19 protein-coding genes and 1 pseudogene are annotated in these 16,770 nt (G+C 69.6%); 12 read left to right on the top strand and 8 right to left on the bottom strand.

Features of this window, described 5'->3' with window-relative positions; all coding sequences use genetic code 11:
* Positions 1-479 precede the first annotated feature (479 nt).
* Positions 480-2,081 (top strand): alpha-L-arabinofuranosidase B, encoded by a 1,602-nt coding sequence (locus tag HC362_RS24090; protein WP_243086170.1) that lies wholly within the window; start codon positions 480-482, stop codon positions 2,079-2,081.
* Positions 2,082-2,127: 46 nt separating this feature from the next.
* Here the strand turns inward: HC362_RS24090 and HC362_RS24085 are convergent, their stop codons facing one another.
* Entirely contained in the window at positions 2,128-2,358 is a 231-nt protein-coding gene (locus HC362_RS24085; protein ID WP_243086169.1) for a DUF397 domain-containing protein, read from the bottom strand.
* 68 nt (positions 2,359-2,426) lie between these two features.
* Here HC362_RS24085 and HC362_RS24080 point away from each other — a divergent pair, with 68 nt between their 5' ends.
* The 4 genes from HC362_RS24080 (at position 2,427) to HC362_RS24065 (ending at position 5,427) form a co-directional block, all read left to right on the top strand.
* A complete protein-coding gene (locus HC362_RS24080; protein ID WP_243086167.1) occupies positions 2,427-2,654 on the top strand; it encodes a hypothetical protein in 228 nt (75 codons plus the stop codon).
* A 4-nt stretch (positions 2,655-2,658) separates the two neighbouring features.
* Positions 2,659-3,141: a DUF6879 family protein gene (locus tag HC362_RS24075; RefSeq protein ID WP_243088785.1), complete on the top strand. Its 483-nt coding sequence runs from the start codon at positions 2,659-2,661 to the stop codon at positions 3,139-3,141.
* Between the two features lie 22 nt (positions 3,142-3,163).
* Positions 3,164-4,009 carry a helix-turn-helix transcriptional regulator gene (locus HC362_RS24070; protein WP_243086166.1) on the top strand — a complete coding sequence of 282 codons (846 nt, stop codon included), beginning with the start codon at positions 3,164-3,166 and terminating at the stop codon, positions 4,007-4,009.
* 218 nt (positions 4,010-4,227) lie between these two features.
* Positions 4,228-5,427, top strand: coding sequence for a protein-L-isoaspartate(D-aspartate) O-methyltransferase (locus tag HC362_RS24065; RefSeq protein WP_243086164.1), 1,200 nt, complete (start codon positions 4,228-4,230; stop codon positions 5,425-5,427).
* Between the two features lie 18 nt (positions 5,428-5,445).
* Here HC362_RS24065 and HC362_RS35095 read toward each other — a convergent pair.
* Both HC362_RS35095 and HC362_RS24055 read right to left on the bottom strand, forming a co-directional pair.
* Positions 5,446-5,571 (bottom strand): annotated as a pseudogene (locus HC362_RS35095) (DUF397 domain-containing protein); the annotation flags it as partial.
* Positions 5,531-6,526 (bottom strand): helix-turn-helix transcriptional regulator, encoded by a 996-nt coding sequence (locus HC362_RS24055; RefSeq protein WP_347568473.1) that lies wholly within the window; start codon positions 6,524-6,526, stop codon positions 5,531-5,533. The pseudogene HC362_RS35095 and the gene HC362_RS24055, both read right to left, overlap by 41 nt.
* A 76-nt stretch (positions 6,527-6,602) precedes the next feature.
* Here HC362_RS24055 and HC362_RS24050 point away from each other — a divergent pair, with 76 nt between their 5' ends.
* On the top strand, positions 6,603-6,797 hold the full coding sequence (locus HC362_RS24050) for a hypothetical protein (RefSeq protein WP_243086161.1): 195 nt from the start codon (positions 6,603-6,605) through the stop codon (positions 6,795-6,797).
* Between the two features lie 19 nt (positions 6,798-6,816).
* Entirely contained in the window at positions 6,817-7,014 is a 198-nt protein-coding gene (locus HC362_RS24045) for a hypothetical protein (RefSeq protein ID WP_243086159.1), read from the top strand.
* Positions 7,015-7,093: 79 nt separating this feature from the next.
* Here the strand turns inward: HC362_RS24045 and HC362_RS24040 are convergent, their stop codons facing one another.
* From HC362_RS24040 to HC362_RS24030, 3 genes are read right to left on the bottom strand one after another with little or no spacing between them, the layout of a single operon-like run.
* Complete coding sequence (locus HC362_RS24040) at positions 7,094-8,098, bottom strand: ABC transporter permease subunit (RefSeq protein ID WP_243086158.1); 1,005 nt, start codon at positions 8,096-8,098, stop codon at positions 7,094-7,096.
* A complete protein-coding gene (locus HC362_RS24035; protein WP_243086157.1) occupies positions 8,095-8,991 on the bottom strand; it encodes an ABC transporter ATP-binding protein in 897 nt (298 codons plus the stop codon). Before HC362_RS24035 ends, HC362_RS24040 begins: the two co-directional genes overlap by 4 nt.
* Positions 8,988-9,392 (bottom strand): GntR family transcriptional regulator, encoded by a 405-nt coding sequence (locus tag HC362_RS24030; protein ID WP_209263425.1) that lies wholly within the window; start codon positions 9,390-9,392, stop codon positions 8,988-8,990. Before HC362_RS24030 ends, HC362_RS24035 begins: the two co-directional genes overlap by 4 nt.
* A 247-nt stretch (positions 9,393-9,639) precedes the next feature.
* Here HC362_RS24030 and HC362_RS24025 point away from each other — a divergent pair, with 247 nt between their 5' ends.
* The 4 genes from HC362_RS24025 to HC362_RS24010 all read left to right on the top strand — a co-directional run bounded on the left by HC362_RS24025 (position 9,640) and on the right by HC362_RS24010 (position 13,607).
* Positions 9,640-10,836 (top strand): acyltransferase, encoded by a 1,197-nt coding sequence (locus HC362_RS24025; protein WP_243088784.1) that lies wholly within the window; start codon positions 9,640-9,642, stop codon positions 10,834-10,836.
* 10 nt (positions 10,837-10,846) lie between these two features.
* Positions 10,847-12,175 carry a sensor histidine kinase gene (locus tag HC362_RS24020; RefSeq protein ID WP_243086155.1) on the top strand — a complete coding sequence of 443 codons (1,329 nt, stop codon included), beginning with the start codon at positions 10,847-10,849 and terminating at the stop codon, positions 12,173-12,175.
* A complete protein-coding gene (locus HC362_RS24015; protein ID WP_243086153.1) occupies positions 12,172-12,867 on the top strand; it encodes a response regulator transcription factor in 696 nt (231 codons plus the stop codon). Before HC362_RS24020 ends, HC362_RS24015 begins: the two co-directional genes overlap by 4 nt.
* 122 nt (positions 12,868-12,989) lie before the next feature.
* Complete coding sequence (locus HC362_RS24010; protein WP_243086152.1) at positions 12,990-13,607, top strand: CAP domain-containing protein; 618 nt, start codon at positions 12,990-12,992, stop codon at positions 13,605-13,607.
* A gap of 129 nt (positions 13,608-13,736) precedes the next feature.
* On the opposite strand, the gene HC362_RS24005 is transcribed toward HC362_RS24010, so the two are convergent.
* Both HC362_RS24005 and HC362_RS24000 read right to left on the bottom strand, forming a co-directional pair.
* Positions 13,737-14,954 carry a S8 family peptidase gene (locus HC362_RS24005; protein WP_243086150.1) on the bottom strand — a complete coding sequence of 406 codons (1,218 nt, stop codon included), beginning with the start codon at positions 14,952-14,954 and terminating at the stop codon, positions 13,737-13,739.
* A gap of 119 nt (positions 14,955-15,073) precedes the next feature.
* A complete protein-coding gene (locus tag HC362_RS24000) occupies positions 15,074-16,132 on the bottom strand; it encodes a LuxR C-terminal-related transcriptional regulator (RefSeq protein ID WP_243086149.1) in 1,059 nt (352 codons plus the stop codon).
* A 132-nt stretch (positions 16,133-16,264) separates the two neighbouring features.
* On the opposite strand from HC362_RS24000, the gene HC362_RS23995 reads away from it, so the two are divergent.
* On the top strand, positions 16,265-16,732 hold the full coding sequence (locus HC362_RS23995; protein WP_243086147.1) for a DUF6153 family protein: 468 nt from the start codon (positions 16,265-16,267) through the stop codon (positions 16,730-16,732).
* The last annotated feature ends 38 nt before the right edge of the window (positions 16,733-16,770 follow it).

The following is a 16,770-nucleotide window of genomic DNA, read 5'->3' as shown; positions in this document are numbered from 1 at the left end:
CTGTTCCGGTGTCCTCTCAGCGAAATCTGGAATCGGCGTGGATCGCTTCTGAGGTGAACTGGGCGCCTATCGCATCGCGTTGGCCGATGAACGCCGGGAAGCCACTGATCAGCGAATGAAGGGCCAGCCGTGCGGCTGCCCGAGGTGACGGTCGAACAGTCCAGGACGTCTCGTTCCGCCTCACTCGATCGAATGACTGAACTTCCGTTCACCTCCAAGTTTTTCACGTGCCAATTCCGGCACCGCGCATCGGAGGCGGGCACCTCGAATGGTGACCAAGGGCAGGGCACCGAAGGATGCGCGGGGGTGGGCGGATTCGGTGTGTGTGAGAAGTGTTGACAGCTTGCAACGGCTTCTTAACATCAGGAGGGTCGGTGAGTCGGTCAACGTTCGATATATCGGACGGCTGGATGACATGTTCGCGACATGCAGCCCGCCCGCCGACCGTGCCCCCCACCTCCACTCCAAGGAGTTCATCGATGTCTCTGACACCGGGCCGCCGCCGCCCAGGACGAGCAAGGCCACTCGCCCTACTGCTCCTGGCGCTCGCCATGGCCACCGCCCTCTTCAGCGGTCAGGCGACCGCCACCGGTTCCCCCGCGCTCTCCCCCACCGCAGCAGGCCGGCAGGCTGCCGCCGCGCTCCCCTGCGACATCTACGCCGACGGCGGCACACCCTGCGTGGCCGCGCACAGCACGACCCGGGCGCTGTACGCCGGCTACAACGGCCCGCTCTACCAGGTCCAACGCGCCTCGGACGGCGCGACCCGGGACATCGGCGTGCTCAGCACCGGCGGCTACGCCGACGCCGCCGCACAGGACTCGTTCTGCTCGCGAACCAGTTGCCTCATCACCGTCCTCTACGACCAGTCCGGCCGGGGCAACCACCTCACGCAGGCACCCCCCGGTCAGTTCCCCGGCCCGGCCGAGGGCGGGTACGACAACCTCGCCGACGCCGCAGCCGCACCGGTCACCGTGAACGGTCACAAGGCGTACGGCGTCTTCATCGCCCCCGGCACCGGCTACCGCGACAACGACACCAACGGCATCGCCACCGGCGACCAGCCCGAAGGGATGTACGCGGTACTGGACGGCACCCACTACAACAGCGGCTGCTGCTTCGACTACGGCAACGCCGAGACCAACAGCCGCAACAACGGCAACGGCACCATGGAGGCCATCTACTTCGGCGACAGCAAGACCTGGGGCTACGGCACCGGAGACGGGCCGTGGATCATGTCCGATCTGGAGAACGGCCTGTTCTCCGGAGTCAACCGCGGCTACAACGCCAACGATCCCAGCATCAGCCACCGCTTCCTCACCGCCACCCTCAAGGGCGGGCCGAACCGCTGGGCGATCCGGGGCGGCAACGCGCAGTCCGGCGGCCTGTCCACCTTCTACGACGGACCGCGCCCCAACGCCGCGGGCTACGACCCGATGAAGAAGGAAGGGGCCATCATCCTGGGCACCGGCGGCGACAACAGCAACGGCTCCGCCGGCACCTTCTACGAAGGCGTCATGACGTCCGGCTACCCCTCGGAAGCCACCGAGAACGCCGTCCAGTCCAGCATCGACGCCGCCGACTACGCGGAGGCCCCGCCGGCCTCCGACGCCCTCAAGCCGGGCGCGAAGGTCTCATTGCGGGCCACCACCTCGTGCTGCACCAAGCAGTACCTCCGGCACGACGGCAGCGATGTCGGCATCGCGGAGGTCTCGGGCTCCAGCTCCTCCGCCGCGAGGGCCGCCGCCACGTGGACCGTACGCAAGGGTCTGGGTGACGCCTCGTGTGTCTCCTTCGAGTCCGTCGACAAGCCCGGCCAGTACCTGCGGCACTCCGACTTCCAGCTGCACCTGAACGCCGCGGACGGCTCCTCGCTGTTCAGGAACGACGCCACGTTCTGCCCACAGGCCGGGCACAGTGGGGAGGGCGTCTCCCTACGCTCCCTCAACTTCCCCGGCGACTTCCTGCGCCACTACAAGTACGACGCCTATATCGCCAGTGACGGCGGCTCCCACGACTGGGACGCCACCGCCGCCTGGAGCGACGACACCAGCTGGGCCGTCGCCGAGCCCTTGTCCTGACCGACCGGTGGGTGCTCCGGTCGTTGGCCGGAGCACCCTCGGCTCGTCACTGCGGAGTACGCTTCACGCCCTCGGTGAACATCCGCCAGGCAGCCGATGAAAGCGACAGCGGCGCGCGGGTGGTGTCCTTGCTGTCTCGCACCGGGACCACCCCGTCGCCGCACACGAGAGCCGGGGCCCACTCGACGCAGTTGCCCCCTTGGCCGTCGCTGTAGCTGGACTTGATCCACTGCGCTTCGGGGTCCCATGAACGGGGCGCAAATTCGTGCAAGTTCATGGCGCGGCGGCGACGAATCGGCGCAGGCTCGTCCTTGCTGATCCGCCCTTGAGGAACCGGAGGAGACCATGGCCCTGCACCGGTTGGGCAAGGACCCCGAGAGCCCGAACAACGGCTCCCCGACCGTGTATCTGGACGACAAGAGCGGGAATTACGTCCTGCAAGGCTGGCGCGTGACCGACCCCGAGCGGCTTGCGCAGATGGACGTACCGCCGCATGAGACGGTGATCGAATTCCCGCCCCGCATGATGCAGTTCTTCCCGGAGGTGAACGGCGGCAGTGACGGCGACGTTTGAGGAGATGTTCCGCGCCGCTCGGTGCAGCGCGTACCACCTGGAGACGCGCGACGGCTACGAGCAGGACGAAGCGTATGCCGAGTGGCAGGCGGGCGACCGGTTCGATCCGGCGGAGCGCTGGCCGTGGTGGGTGGATCTGGTGTCGGCGGCTGTCGCCCGGGGGGTGGAAGTCCGCCGCGCGCGCGTCGTCTCCGAGCCGGTGAGCGCCTACATCCGGTACGAGTACGACCTGACCACCGGACACAACGTCAAGGCAGGCGAACGGGTGCGCTGGCTGCCGCGCCGACAAGCGAACGCGCTGTTGCTGCCGGGTAACGACCTGTGGCTGTTCGACGGGTCACAGGTGCTCTTCAACCACTTCGACGGCGACGGACGCATGACCGGCGAAGAACTGGTGACCGACCCGGGCATCGTTTCCCGCTGCGTGACCGCCTTCGACGCCGTCTGGGACGCTGCTACCCCGCACGAGGAGTACAGGCCCGCCTGAGTCAGCGACACCGGATTGGAATGTGACGTCTTCATCGAGCGTCCGACAGGCCCGGGAAGCCCTCGGCAACCGTCTGCGCGAGATCCGGATGGATGCCGGACTGACCGCACGGGAGCTGGCTGCTCGGGCCGGTTGGCATGAAAGCAAGTGCAGCCGGATCGAGCACGGGCGCACCGCCCCGGCAGATGACGACCTGCGGATCTGGGCACGGCTGTGCGGCGCAGAGGATCAGGTTGCCGACCTGATCGCCACGGTCCGCAACATCGAGGGTGCGTACGTCGAATGGCGACGCATGGAGCGCTCCGGACTCAAGCGCGCCCAAGAGTCCGTTCTCCCGCTGTGGGAGCGGACGAGAAATTTCCGCGCCTACTCATCGTGGCTGATCCCAGGGCCGTTTCAGACCCGGGCGTACGTCGAATCCCTACTCAGCGCCATCCGTGACCGGCGTGCCGTTCCCGACGACGTAGCGGCAGCCGTGCAAGTACGCGTGCACAAGCAGCGCATTTTGCACGAGGGACGGCACCGCTTCGCAGTCGTGCTGGAAGAGAGCACCCTCCGCCACCGTATCGGCGGAGCGGAAACCATGTCCGGGCAGCTCGGCCACCTGCTGGCGCTGGCCACGCTGCCGAACATCAGTCTCGGCGTGATCCCTATGGACGCCGACCGCTCCGCACTCTGGCCGGTCGAGGACTTCTGGATTTTCGACGACACGCAGGTGAACGTGGAACTGGTCTCCGCGTTCCTCACCATCACGCAACCGAACGAGGTCCGCGCATATGACGAAACTTTTGCCAGGATGGTCGAGTTGGCCGTCTACGGCGCCCAGGCACGTGGGCTGATCACCAGGGCGATCGACTCTCTGGGGTGACCGCATGCAAGTCCCCGCACATTCGTTGAGGCTCCTCACCGCGCGCTCCTAGCTTCGAAGGCTCACACGTGCAGCGAGACTGGAGGTCCCGCAATGGGTGGACACGAGAGGCCCAAGGACAACCCCGACGACAAGCTTCCGGGACAGCCATGGTCCCCACCGCAGGATCCGCCGTCCCCGGACGGCGGCACGCCGGAAGGCGACGGAGACCACCGGAAGTGAGCCGAGACCATGAAACGGAGAACCGCACCAGCCCCCACGCGGAGCTGGCGCGGTTCCTCCTCGATGCCGGTGCCCTGACGATCGATTGGAACTCGGCATTCGACACCGCCCCGAGAAGCGCGTTCCTGCCGGACCTCATGTGGCCGTACGACATGGACACGGGCAGCAGCCGTGCCGTGGACCGTCGCACGGACCCGGAGGGCTGGGAGCAAGAGGCGTACGCGAACGCCCCACTCACCATCCAGTGGGACGACGGGCACCATGTCGGCCCCGAACCAGGCCGCGTGCCGACCAGTTCGGCGAGCATGCCGTCCGTCGTCACGCGCATGCTGGCCGACCTGGATGTGTTTCCGGGTGCCCATGTGCTGGAGATCGGGACAGGCACCGGGTGGAACGCAGGTCTGCTGTCCGCCCGGCTGGGAGGCCACAACGTCGTCACGGTCGAGGTGGACAGGAGCGTCGCGGCGTGGGCGCGCTCGGCCCTCGGTAGCGTCGGGCTGTCCCCTGATGTGGTCTGCCAGGATGGCAGATTCGGCCGGTCGGAAGGGGCCCCATATGACCGCGTGATCGTTACAGCAGGTGTGCGGGAGCTCCCTGCCGCATGGGTGGAGCAGACCCGCCCGGGCGGGCTCATCCTGGCCCCCTGGGGAACCCACTACTCCGACGGGGACGCGCTGGTGCGGCTGACCGTTGCCGACGACGGGAGCGCAAGCGGGCGGTTCCTCCGGCCGCTGGAGTTCATGAAGCTCCGAGCTCAGCGTCTCGACTGGAACCGGTTCGGCCGGCACGTCGGGGAGTACCCCGGGAACGCTGCCGTGTCGGCAACGTCGGTGAGCCTGTCCGACCTGGGCGAGGGCCGGCGATTCGAAGGAATCCAGTTCGTCCTGGGGCTATGCGTACCGCGATGCGCCCATGTCCTCAACGCCGGCGAGAGTGAGTCCGTGCTCTGGTTCTTCGATATGACCGAGGGCTCCCGCGCATGGGCGTCGGTCACCTTCCCCGCAGGCGAGTCCCAGGCCACGGTCCGCCAGTCAGGCTCCCGCAAGCTCTGGGACGAGGTTTGCCGGGCACTGGAGTGGTGGCGTGGTGAGGGAGCGCCACGACTGGACTGCTTCGGCCTCACCGTCACCCCGGACGGCGACCACCGGCCCTGGCTGGCGGACCCGGCGAACCCTGTTCCGTCGTTCGCCGGGTGACCGCCCGGAGCGGCAGCGTCATCGCCCGGAGTGCTTCACGCCTTCGACGAAGGTCTGCCATGCGGCCGGGGAGAACGAGAGGGACCGGCCGGTGTCTTTGCTGTCACGCACCGGGACCACCCCGTTGCCGCACACGAGCGCCGGGGCCCACTCGACGCAGTTGCCCCCTTGGCCGTCGCTGTAGCTGGACTTGATCCACTGCGCTTCGCTCATGGCCATCCTTTAAGGAGCTGATGTATTCCAATGAATGATCAGGGCTCAGCGCACAGGCGCGCAAGCGATCGAAGATGTCCACAGCCTCCCGTACAGCTTTCGGGCCGTCGTAGCACTGTCCGACCTGCGGACCCTCTACGTAGACGCGAGTAGCGTCACTCGGAAGTTCCAGGATCGCGAATGGGGTGCTGATGGCCACCTCTGCTTGGGTGTAGGGGAGCACCTGCAGTGTCAGCGTCTGTCGCCGCCGCATCTCGGCAATGATGTAGCGGAGTTGCTCCGCCATCACACGTGCTGAGCCCACCTGCACGCGCAGGCACGCCTCGTGCAGCACTACCGAGATCCGCGGCGGGTCATCCCTCTCCAGGATCTCCCGTCGGCGCAGACGACTCACCGTTTTCGCTTCCAGGTCACGGTCGGTAACCGAAGTCCGCCCTTGCCGCAGAACAGCACGCGCGTACGCCTCCGTTTGAAGCAGCCCCACGATGAACGTCGTAGAGAAGTCCCGAATCGTCACCGCCTCCCGCTCCGCATCCATATGCGGAGCAAACCACGCCGGGTATTCCCCATCGATCACGCGCCGCAGTTGGCCGACGAAGAGATCTCCCGTGCCGAAGGTGCGGTCGCACGCTTCGGCGAACTTCATGGAGGGCATGAACTCGCCCGACTCCACGCGGCTCACATAGCTCTGCGTGTAACCGGTGGCGGAGGCGAACGCCGTCTGGGAGATGCGGCGAGCCTGTCTGACGCGACGGACATCTTCGCCGAGGCTCGGCGGGATGCTCATTCCTGCTGGCCGCTTCTGTTTGCCACCCATGCCGACCTGCCCAATCTCCAAGCGCCACAAGGACCTTGAAAGGCGCCATTCATGAGAATGGGCGCTCATACCGCGACATCGTAGCGCCGTACGTGTTCTTCTCACCACAGAACGTCACAATCAACTACCGCAGCAGGTGGGGAGCATGGAGCAAGAGAGCCCTCCGCAGGAGCAGTCGGCGTCCTGCGAGGACTGTGCGTGGTTCCGCACGATGATCGCGCGGGCGGTGTTCGATCCCAAGCCCCGAGCGGATCTCGAAGTGCTCTTCGGCGCGCATCTGCACCGCAAGCATGCGCCGGACCAGTCAGGCGGCGGCGCCCAAAGGCTGCGCGGTGTGTGAGATGTGGGCAGTCGGCGACATGGCGCAGGACCGGAAGACGGGGAAGACCGCCGAGATCGTCCGGGTGACGGGGCCCGCACCGTTCATCTACCGGCTCAGAGTCGAGGAGGACGGCGGGGCACCCATCCTCATCTACCGGTACGGCGACCAGCTCCGCCGCGTGCCACCCCAGGTCGGGGGCGAACGGTGCCGCCTCTGCGCTCTGCGGCCCACGTAAGAGGTGCCGACTTCCGCGGGGCAGCCGGGGCTCGGCTGCCCCGCACGCACGGGGGGTCCCAGGCGGGAACCAGCGTCCGTCAGGTCAGGCGGCGGCGGAGCCACCAGGCGCAGAATCCGGCCAAGGCCAGCGCGAGGCCGAGGTAGAGCCCGGTCTCGGCCCACTGAAGGGGCCAGAAGTTGCCGGCGGGGTGGTAGGTCAGCCGTTGCTGGTAGCCGCGTTCGCCGAGGTCCGCGACGCAGCGGTCGATCCGCTCCATGCTGGGCGGGCCCGACGTGGGCTGCAGGCAGTCGGCGAAGGACGCCGGCGGGGAGGACGGCCGGCCGGCGGCGTTCAGCGTCTGTTCGGACGTCAGCCAGGCACCGGGCTGGTCGAGCGGCACGGCGATCTCCCTGCCTTCCTCGCGGATGCCGATGGGGGTACCGTCCCCGATCGGCACGGTTGTAGTGCTCGATGCGGCCAGATGGGATCGGACCCACATCGGCACGGCAACCTGTATCGCCGTGTAGACGGCGAGGGTGGTGGCCATCGCGGGCAGGGTGCGGTGGATGACGAGGCCCAGGGTGACACCGAGGACGAAGGCGAAGGCGGCGTAGCCGACGGGGACGATGCCGCGGGCGGCGAAGGCCAACGGGTCGAGGCGTGCCAGATATGTCTCGGTGCCGCCACCGTTGTCGACGGCGCGGTCGATGGGGCCGCTCCACCAGGTGACCGCAAGACTGACCAGCCCGGTCGCGGTCATGGCGGCCAGCGCGCCGACGCCGAGTTTGGTCGCGAACCAGCGAGTACGGGTGATGCTCTGGTTCCACACAAGGCGGTGGGTGCCGGTCTCCAGTTCACGGGAGATCAGCGGCGCGCCCCAGAACATACCGATGACGGCCGGCACGGCGAACACGACCGTCAGCCCGGTGTAGTAGAGTGTCTGATCGCTGCTGGAGAGCTGGTCCACGAGGCTGCTTCCAGCAGACTCGTACAGGTCGGCGAGCTGCGGGCCGGTGACCGCGAGGAGCACTGCGAAGCCCGCGACCACGGCGAACATCACCGCGGCCTGGGTGCGGAACTGGCGCCAGGTCAGCCAGATCATCGAAGAACCTCCAGCGCGGGCCGGGAGTCACGGACCGCATCGGCGGGCCGGGTCATATGAGCGAGGATGATGTCCTCCAGGCCGAGCGGACTCACCGTCCAGCTCGGGTCGTGGACCGCGGTGTCGGTGCGCACCAGGAGCGTGGTCTGCCGCTCGGTGTGGCTGGCGGAGAGGATGTGCAGGCCGGCCGGCAGGGTGTCCGGGTCGCGACGCGGCCCGGTGAGGCGGTGGTGGGAGGCGACCAGGTCGTCGATGTCGCCGGTCACCCGCACCCGGGAGTCGACCAGGACGATGACGTGGTCGCAGGCCCGCTCCACATCGGAGACCAGGTGGGAGGAGAGCACGACGCTCATCTCGTGCTCGGCGACGGCCTCCATCAGATCCTGCATGAACTCCCGTCGGGCGAGGGGGTCGAGGGCGGCGACGGGCTCGTCGAGGAGGAGCAGCTCCGGACGCTTGGCGATGCCCAGGGTGAGGGCGAGCTGTGCGCGCTGACCGCCGGACAGCTTTCCTGCCCGCTGCTTGGGGTCCAGACCGAGCCGACGGATGCGGTCCCGCGCCAGGGCGTCGTCCCACGTCGGGTTGAGGTGCCTGCCGAGGTCGAGGTGGTCGGCGACGCTCAGGGAGGCGTAGGTCGGGGTGTCCTGAGCGACGAAGCCGACCTTCGCCAACTGGTCGACGCCCGCGGCGGGACGGCCGCCGCACACCTCGATGGTGCCGGCCGTCGGGGTCAGCAGCCCGGAGGCCAGGTTCAGCAGGGTGGACTTGCCCGCCCCGTTGGGACCGACCAGGCCCACCACCCGACCGGCCGGGATGTCCAGGTCGCAGTCCCGCAGCGCCCAGCGCTGCTTGTACTTCTTGCCCAGTGCCTGGGCCCGCAAGACGGCGCTCACGCCACGTCCTCCCCTGCTTCGTTACGCAAAGTGTTCATGAACAGCGCCTCGATGCTCTCCTCGTCGAGCCCGGCCAGCCGGGCCTTGGTCAGCCAGCGCCGCAGGTCCTGACGGAGCGGGCCGTGCGCGGCGAGTGTGCCGTCGGCCAGCGTCCGGGTCACGAACGTCCCGACGCCGGGACGGGCGGCCACCAGGCCGTCGTGCTCCAACTCGCGGTACGCCTTGAGCACGGTGTTCGGGTTGATCGCCAACTGCCGCGCCACGTCCTTGACCGTCGGGAGCCGGTCCCCCTGCTCCAGCAGGCCCAGCCGCAGAGCGTGCCGCACCTGCCGCACCACCTGCTGGTACGGCGACAAGCCGGAACGGTCGTTCAGGTGAAACTCGATCACCAGTTCCTCCATTTACCTAGCTGCCTAGTACTTTAGCTTCCTGGTCCGCTGCTCGGTCAAGGCGAGGACGATGACAACAGGTGAAGGGGGCCGAGCTGCACAGAAGTTGAGGCGAAGAAGCGAGGCGGATGCCCCGGAAGGCTCGCGTCGTACCTAAGAGGTACGTCGCAGGTGCGCTCTGCGGAGGGACGTGGATGAGGGTGCCCGGTTCATAGCGTCCGCGGGTGTCCTGTTCCGCTTCATGGAAGGCACCCTCACCATGGTGTTCGGCTCCTCGTACGCTCTGTCGGGCACGCGCGGCCTCGCACGGCGCATCGCCGATGCCACCCCTCCCGACCGGGACCGGGGCGCCGATGCGCTGCGGGCCTTGGCCATAGGTGGGGTGGTGCTCGGGCACTGGCTGGTGACCGCGCTGGTGGTCGATGACGGCACCGTTCGCGGGGCGAGTCCGCTGGAGTTCCTGCCTCAACTGACGCCCGTCTCGTGGCTGTTGCAGACGCTTGCTGTCTTCTTTCTGGTGGGCGGGCAGCTGGCGGCCAAGGGGTGGGCCTCGGCGCGGGTGAGAGGGGCCGGGTACCGGGAGTGGGTGGGGGCCCGGCTGGTGCGGCTGGTCCGGCCGGTGGCGGCGCTGCTGGGCGTATGGGCCCTGGTGGTGGGGGTGATGGTCGGCTGCGGGGTCGACGGCGCGACCGTGCGGACGCTGGTCAAGCTGGTCGTCTCGCCGCTGTGGTTCCTGGCGGTGTACGCCGTGCTGACGGCGGCGACGCCGCTGGTGGCGCGGCTGCATCCGCTGTGGCCGTTGGCAATCGTGGTGCATGTGGACCTGGTGCGGCTGGGGTTGGGCGGACCGCAGTGGCTGGGGTGGGTCAATCTGGGCGCCGGGTGGCTGGTGCCCTACTGTCTGGGCACTGCCTGGGCGCGCGGCGAGCTGCGGGACCGTATGACGGGGTGGGTGCTGCTGGTGGGCGGGGCCGGTGCCACCGGGTTGCTCGTCGCAGGAGGGGGCTATCCGGCGTCCATGGTCGGAGTGCCGGGCGCCGCGCTGTCCAATCTGAATCCGCCCAGCCTCGCCGCCGTCACCTTCGGACTCGCCCAGTGCGGGGGCGCGCTGCTGCTGCACGGGCGGCTGCGGCTGTGGTGCGCGCGGCCCGGCGCGTGGGCTGCCGTGGCGCTGGTCAACCTCTCGGCGATGACGGTCTTTCTGTGGCACCAGACCGCGATGATGGCCGTCACCCTGGCCGGGACGTGGGCGGGCGACCCGCTGCCGGGGCTGCACACCGTGCCCGACGGCGCCGGGTGGGTGCCGGCCCGGCTGCTGTGGCTGCCGGTGTTCGCGGTGGCGCTGCTGGTGTGCTGGGCCGCTTTCCACCCGTGTGAGCGAGGGCGGCGGAAGGGCGCGAGCAGGGTCGTACGCAGGGCGCCCACCGCCCGGTCGGAGACGGCGGAGCGCATTTAGGGTGACGTTCATGACAACGATGGGGCGGGGACTGGCACGGCGGTTGCGGGGGATGCCCCGTGCGCTGCGCGAAGACCTGTTCATGCTGGAGCGGGGGACGCCGCCTCAGGCGACTGGTCCCGGCGCCGGGGGCGCGACGAGTTGGCGTATCTGGCAGCCGACCGTCGTCCTGCTGGTGTCCCTGGCCGCCCTCGTCATCGGCCTGTTCAACATCGGCGTCCTCACCTCGGACGGGTACGGGACCATGAGCCAGCCGACGGCGGTGCTGCTCGGTGCGGGCCAGGCGGCCGCGCTGGTTCTCGCCGTTTTCCGGCCGGTCACCGCCTGGTGGGTGATGACGGGCATCATGCTCGTGATCACCGTACGGCTCGGTGCGGCCCCGCCGCCTCCCTGGTCCCGGCAGTCCCCCTGGCTGGTCCCGGAGGTGGCCTGCCTGGCGGGGGCGCTGCTGTTGATCGCCGTACGCCGACGGCCCCGGGCCGCGGTCGGCGCGTTGCTGGTCACCGTGGTGAGCGGGCTGGTCTGCGGCATGGCCACGCGCCAGTTGCTGGGCCCGCCCGCCTTCCGCGACGTTCCCGGGGACGTCCTCGTCCTCATCATGGCCGTGGTCGTCGGCACCGCCCTGCACAGCCGGCAGGCGGCCCGCAGCGAGCTGGTCGTCCAGGAGGAGCTGGCCACCGAGGAGCGCACCCGGCGCACGCTGCTGGAGGAGCGCAACCGGATCGCGCGGGAGCTGCACGACGTGGTGGCCCACCACATGTCGGTCATCTCCATCCAGGCGCAGGCGGCTCCGCACCTGGTGGACAACCCGTCCCCGGAGCTGAGGGAGAGTCTGGCGGGCATCCGGGAGAACGCCGTGGAGGCGCTGGCCGAACTGCGCCGCGTACTGGGCGTGCTGCGGTCCGAGGACGCGCCGGGCGACCGGCACGCACCCCAGCCCACCCTGGAGGGGCTGCCGGAGCTGATTGCGAACGTGGGGGCCGCGGGGCTCACCGTCCACACACGGGTGACGGGTGACCCCTCCCCGCTCGCCCCCGGCATGGAGGTGTCGGCCTACCGCATCGTTCAGGAGGCCCTCAGCAATGTGCTGCGGCACGCGCCGGGTGCCGAGGCGCACGTGGAGATCGGCTACCACCCCACCGAGCTCACCGTGCGGGTCACCAACACCGCCCCGGACCGGCCCATGCCCCCTGCCACCGGTGCGGGGCACGGTCTGCCCGGCATGCGGGAGCGCGCCGCGATGCTGAACGGCACACTGTGGTGCGGAAACACCCCCGACGGCGGCTGGAGCGTGACGGCCACGCTGCCCTACCCCGAGAGCGCCCAGGACCCCTCGTGACGAGAGCCCGGACCATCCGCGTACTGCTCGCCGACGACCAGAAGCTGGTCCGTCAGGGCTTCACCGTGCTGCTCGACGCGGAACCCGACATCACGGTGACCGGCCAGGCCGTGGACGGTATGGAGGCGGTGGAGCGGGCCGCGGAACTCGCCCCGGACGTCGTTCTGATGGACATCCGGATGCCACGGCTCGGCGGTATCGAGGCCACCCGCAGAATCACCGAGGCGAACACGGCGGGCGACGGCCCGAAGGTACTCGTGCTGACCACCTTCGACCTGGACGAGTACGTCTTCGAAGCGCTGCGCGCCGGAGCCTCCGGCTTTCTGCTCAAGGACGCCTCAGCCGCCGAACTGGCCGAGGGGGTGCGGGTGGTGGCCCGGGGCGAGGCACTGCTGGCGCCGGGGCTGACCAAGCGGCTCATCGAGAAATTCGCGGGAATGCGGGACGAGAACGGTCCGGGTGGCGCGCGGCTCATGGAGCGCGTCGCCGGTCTCACCGAGCGCGAGACCGAGGTGCTCGCGCTGGTGGCGCGGGGCCTGTCGAATCTGGAGATCGCCGAGCAGCTCGTGGTCGCCGAGCAGACGGTGAAGACCCATGTGAGCCGCATTCTGGTCAAGCTGGGGCTGCGCGACCGTACCCAGGCCGCGGTCTTCGCCTACGAGACCGGGCTGGTGCGGCCGGGTGGGGCTTGAGTCCGGAATGCACGGTTTTCGGGTTGTTTCACCGTAAAATCTGACAGCCGATCGACCAGTGGTTTCCGACTTCGACGAGCGCGGAGTCCGACTTCGTCGAGCGCGAAGAATGAGAGGGAGAGATGGGATCCGCGATCCGCCGGCGCGCCCGGCGCGGTGCGGCCGTGTGGCTCGCGCTGACGCTGGCGGCCGGCACCGGCTGGACAGCCGGGGCCGCACCGGCGCATGCCGAACCACCACCGGTACCGCCCTTCAGACTGCCGCTGCCCCTGCTGTGGCATTCGTCCGGCGCCGCGTCACCGCCACCGCACATGGGGAAGTGGGACACGGGGAAGCCGCACACCGGAAGACCCAGCACCGGGAGCGCCAAGGTGCTCCGGCTGGTCAACGTGGAGCGCACACGGGCGCGCTGTCCCCGGGTGAGGGAGCACAGTGCGCTGCGCCGGGCAGCGCAGCGGCACAGCGCGCGGATGGCCCGAGCCCGGCAGCTCTCGCACACCCGCCCGGAGCACGCGGGTCCGGGGCGGCGCCTGGCCCGCGAGGGATACCGGTTCCGCCGTGTGGGGGAGAACATCGCGCGAGGCCAGCGGAGCGCCGCGGCGGTGGTGCGCGCGTGGATGCGCAGCCCGAAGCACCGCGCCACGCTGACCAACTGTGCCTTCCGGGAGGCCGGGGTGGGCGTGAGCGGGGGACCCGGGGGCCCGTGGTGGGCACTGATGCTGGCCACCAAGCGCAAATGAGCTCCCAGCCGGGCGCCGGACGCCCCCGGCGCCGGTACGCGCACGACCGCGGCCCGGTGTGTGGGGCACCGGGCCGCGGAAGGTGGGGGTTGTCCGCGCGCCGCCGTCAGCCGGCGGCGCGCGGGGGTGTCACTTGACGACGTTCAGCAGCAGATTGGGCGAGCCCTTGCCCGGGTTGCCGACGACGTCCTTGGAGGCGCCCTCCGTCAGGGCCTTGGAGACGGCCTCGGGCGTGGCGTCCTTGTGGCCGGAGAGGTAGACCGCCGCGGCGCCCGCGACGTGCGGGGAGGCCATGGAGGTGCCGGAGATGGTGTCGGTGGCGTCGTCACCGGTGTTCCAGGCGCCGGTGATGTCGACGCCGGGCGCGTACAGGTCCAGCGCCTCGCCGTAGTTGGAGAAGGTGGCCTGCGCGTCCTTGTTGTCGGTGGCACCGACGGTGAGGGCTTCCTTCACCCGCGCGGGCGAGCTGTTGCCGGCGTCCGAGGACTCGTTGCCCGCGGCCACCGCGAAGGTGACGCCCGCCTTGATGGAGTTCTGCACCGCCTTGTCCAGCGCCTCGTCGGCGCCGCCGCCCAGCGACATGTTGGCGACCGAGGGTGCCTTGGCGTTCTTGGTGACCCAGTCGATGCCCTCGACGACCTGCTCGGTGGTGCCCGAGCCCTGGTCGTCGAGAACGCGGACGGCGACCACGTTCGCCTTCTTGGCGACGCCGTGCGCCTTGCCCGCGACCGTGCTGGCGACGTGGGTGCCGTGGCCGTTGCCGTCCGAGGCGTCGTCGTCACCGTCGACGGCGTCGAAGCCGCTCTTGGCGCGGTCGCCGAAGTCCTGGTGCGTGGTGCGGACACCGGTGTCGATGATGTAGGCGGTCACGCCCTCGCCCGCGCCGTCCGGGTAGACGTACTTCTTGTCGAGCTTCAGCTCGGGCGTATCGATGCGGTCCAGGCCCCAGGAGGGCGGGTCGGCCTGCTCGCCGGTGATGGAGTGCCGCTGGTTCGCGTAGACCTTGTCGACCGCCGGGTCGGCGGCCAGCTCCTTGGCCTCGCTCGCGGACATCTTGGCGGAGTAGCCGTTGAGAGCCTTGGTGAAGGTCTTGCGCACCTTGCCGCCGTGGTCGGCGATGACCGACTTGCCCTTCGCGGCGGACGACTTGGTGCTCACGGCCGACTTCTTCATCGTGACGATGTAGCTGCCCTTGACGGCCTTCGCGGAGTGCGCACCGACGACGGTGCCCTGTGCGGGCGCCGCCTCCGGGGACGCGTTCGCGGGGAGCGCCGTGACGGTGCCGATGGCCGCCGCGGCGACCGCGGCCGATATGCCGAGCGCAGCTTTCTTACGCGTCACTGCCATGGGGAGGGTTCCTCCTCGTGTGGGGGGATGCGCATGTGGGGTGCGCGATCGGCACGCTAAGCGCTTTGTCACGAGCAGGACAAGGGGTTCGGTGTGACGCGGGTAGACGGTCAATTGCCTTACTGCGGGCCATTCTTAGCGGTTCGGGCGGGGCTCGAAGGCGCCGGCGGAAGCCAGCCGAGACTCGCCGCGCGCACCCCCAGCTGGAACCGGGTCGTCGCCCCCAGGCGCTCCATCAGCCCGTGCAGCCGCCGTTGGAAGGTCCGGTAGCTGACGCCGAGCTGGCGGGCCATCACCTGGTCGGTCATCCCGGTCGTCAGCAGCGCCAGCAGCTTGGCCTCCTGCGGACTCGGCCCGTCGGGAGCGCCCGGACGGCGGCCCGAGAGGTACTCCGAGATCGGCAGCGCCCTCCCCCAGAGCACCTCGAAGAACTCGCACAGCACCTCCAGCAGCCCGGAGGGGTGGACGACGACGCTACTGGCCAGCTCGTTCGGCGCGGCGCGCAGCGGAATCAGCGCGATACGGTCGTCGGCGATCAGCATCTTCGTCGGGGTGTCCGCCATCACCCGTGCGTCCTCGCCGAGTTCGGCGGCGGCGCCGATGTCGGTGTCGAACCGGTGGGAGGTGGTGAGCCCCTCGGTGTCGTAGATCACCCGGTATCTGATCCCGCGCCGCATCATCTGCGCCTGCACCGGCATCATGCCCGTCTTCGGGTCGAGGCGGTCGGGGTCGCTGTTGGCGTACGGCGGCCGGTCGATGCCCCGTATCTCGCCGCGTGCGCTGCGCTGGAGCTGGTCGACCTGGCGGATGACGGCAGCGCGTCCGGTCACGATCTCCACCAGCTCCAGCGGGTCGCGCCCGGCCGTGTGCGCCCGGAACCGCGCCGCCAGGTGCTGGATGTGCCGGCGCGTGCGGTGGATCTCCTCCTCGCGGGCCAGCAGCAGCGACTCGAAGGCGATCTCGGGTGCCACGGGCAGATAGCGCTCGGCCCCCTTGCCGCCCCCGTCCGCCGAGAAGCGTCCCACCAGGTTGAGCTTCTCCAGGGAGACCAGCGCCGCCCGCACCCGGGCGGCGCTCACCCCGGCGGCGGTCCGCAGCTCGTCGACGGTCACCGCACCGTCCACCAACGCCTCGTAGACCTGCTGCTGGACGGGGTCGAGATCAAGAGCCTCCAACATGGTGCGCATCCTGTGCGCGGTGGCGAGTTCACGTCAATGACCGAACGTCGCCAGTCCACCGGTCAAATCCCCAGGAGCGACGCGAACCGGCCCACGGCATACCCCCAGTGGGCATCGGGTTAGGGTGATCCCATGCTGTCGGGCGAGCGCACCCCCACCGCCACCTGGTGCGTGCGCGCGCTGCTGCTCGCGGCGCTGCTGCTGGGGCTCGTCACCATGCACACGCTCGGCCACACGGCGTCCGAGCCTGCACCACCCACGGCAGCGCACCTCTCCCACGGACCGGCATCCGGTCCGGGTACGGCGTCGGGCACAGATACGGGCGATGCGCCCGCCCCCGCCCATCACCACATGATGCCGCCCCCGGCACACGACGACGGCCACGGCCACGGCACAGCGGGGGACCCGCTCTCGGTCTGCCTGGCCGTGCTGGGCATATGGACGGCCGCCGCGCTGCTGGGCGCGGCCGTCAGGCCGGCGCTGCGCGGACGCGGCACCGCCCTGTCCCCGTTCCGCTCCCGCACACTGCGTGCGCTGTGGCCGCTGCCGCCGCCGAGAACAGCACTGAGACTCGCCCAGTTGTCGATCCTGCGGACCTGACAGGGCCGCGCCCCTGCGGCGCATCCGCACCGCAACCA

Source organism: Streptomyces sp. 891-h (genome assembly GCF_022760275.1).
In the GTDB taxonomy this organism is placed as follows: domain Bacteria; phylum Actinomycetota; class Actinomycetes; order Streptomycetales; family Streptomycetaceae; genus Streptomyces; species Streptomyces spirodelae.
Note: the sequence above shows the minus strand (reverse complement) of the source record. Positions and strands in the feature narration are given on the sequence as shown.

Bases quoted from the DNA above. Each gene is read 5' to 3' on its own strand.
- HC362_RS24075 (WP_243088785.1), top strand. From the start codon at position 2,659: ATGTTCCGCGCCGCTCGGTGCAGCGCGTACCACCTGGAGACGCGCGAC.
- HC362_RS24050 (WP_243086161.1), top strand. From the start codon at position 6,603: ATGGAGCAAGAGAGCCCTCCGCAGGAGCAGTCGGCGTCCTGCGAGGAC.
- HC362_RS24000 (WP_243086149.1), bottom strand. From the start codon at position 16,132: ATGTTGGAGGCTCTTGATCTCGACCCCGTCCAGCAGCAGGTCTACGAG.
- HC362_RS24010 (WP_243086152.1), top strand. From the start codon at position 12,990: ATGGGATCCGCGATCCGCCGGCGCGCCCGGCGCGGTGCGGCCGTGTGG.
- HC362_RS24040 (WP_243086158.1), bottom strand. From the start codon at position 8,098: ATGATCTGGCTGACCTGGCGCCAGTTCCGCACCCAGGCCGCGGTGATG.
- HC362_RS23995 (WP_243086147.1), top strand. From the start codon at position 16,265: ATGCTGTCGGGCGAGCGCACCCCCACCGCCACCTGGTGCGTGCGCGCG.
- HC362_RS24005 (WP_243086150.1), bottom strand. From the start codon at position 14,954: ATGGCAGTGACGCGTAAGAAAGCTGCGCTCGGCATATCGGCCGCGGTC.
- HC362_RS24090 (WP_243086170.1), top strand. From the start codon at position 480: ATGTCTCTGACACCGGGCCGCCGCCGCCCAGGACGAGCAAGGCCACTC.
- HC362_RS24045 (WP_243086159.1), top strand. From the start codon at position 6,817: ATGGCGCAGGACCGGAAGACGGGGAAGACCGCCGAGATCGTCCGGGTG.
- HC362_RS24080 (WP_243086167.1), top strand. From the start codon at position 2,427: ATGGCCCTGCACCGGTTGGGCAAGGACCCCGAGAGCCCGAACAACGGC.
- HC362_RS24025 (WP_243088784.1), top strand. From the start codon at position 9,640: ATGGTGTTCGGCTCCTCGTACGCTCTGTCGGGCACGCGCGGCCTCGCA.
- HC362_RS24030 (WP_209263425.1), bottom strand. From the start codon at position 9,392: ATGGAGGAACTGGTGATCGAGTTTCACCTGAACGACCGTTCCGGCTTG.
- HC362_RS24020 (WP_243086155.1), top strand. From the start codon at position 10,847: ATGACAACGATGGGGCGGGGACTGGCACGGCGGTTGCGGGGGATGCCC.
- HC362_RS24085 (WP_243086169.1), bottom strand. From the start codon at position 2,358: ATGAACTTGCACGAATTTGCGCCCCGTTCATGGGACCCCGAAGCGCAG.
- HC362_RS24055 (WP_347568473.1), bottom strand. From the start codon at position 6,526: ATGAGCGCCCATTCTCATGAATGGCGCCTTTCAAGGTCCTTGTGGCGC.